The organism is Bradyrhizobium sp. 76, assembly GCF_023073025.1.
GTDB lineage: Bacteria > Pseudomonadota > Alphaproteobacteria > Rhizobiales > Xanthobacteraceae > Bradyrhizobium.
In genome coordinates, this window is record NZ_JADPIS010000032.1 from 1 (window position 1) to 685 (window position 685).

A 685-nucleotide genomic window follows, 5' to 3' on the forward strand; every position below is an offset into this window, starting at 1 on the left:
CCGTCATGTGGTCTGATTGGCAGGAGGTGCGAATGCGACGGGTGATTGGCATCGACGTCCACCGAACTTTCGGGGAGGTGGTGATTTGGGAGGATGGCAGGCTCCGACATGCGGGCCGCATTGATATGACGCGGACTGCGTTGGAGGGATTTGGCAAGACCCTGCTGGCCAGTGATGAGGTGGTGGTCGAGGCGACCGGCAACAGCATGGCGGTATCGCGGGTTCTGGCACCGTTCGTGGCACGGGTGATTATCGCCAATCCGCTGCAGGTGAAGGCGATCGCCCAGGCTCACGTCAAGACCGACAAGATCGATGCCGGCACGCTCGCCAGTCTGCAGGCGGCTGGGTACCTGCCGCAGATCTGGACGCCTGACGCGGAGACGGAACGCAAGCGTCGGCTGGTGGCGCGGCGCTACCAGGTCGTGCGCCATCGCACGCGGCTCAAGAACGAGGTGCATTCGATCCTGCACGCGCACCTGATCCCGAAGTGCCCGCATGCCGATCTTTTCAACGGCCGCGGCAGGGCGTGGTTGGTCGCCCAACCGTTGCCGGACGATGAGCGCGCGGCGATCGATCGGCACGTCCGCGAGCTTGACCGGCTGGCGGAAGATCTGGCCCTGCTCGACCGCGAGATCGCGCAGGACGCCATCGACGATTCCGCGGTCAACAGATTGATGACGATCAC

1 protein-coding gene is annotated in these 685 nt (G+C 64.4%); it reads left to right on the top strand.

What is annotated here, in order from left to right:
* Window positions 1–32 precede the first annotated feature (32 nt).
* On the top strand, window positions 33–685 hold a 653-nt coding region (locus tag IVB48_RS07820; RefSeq protein WP_247399153.1), incomplete at its 3' end, for a transposase.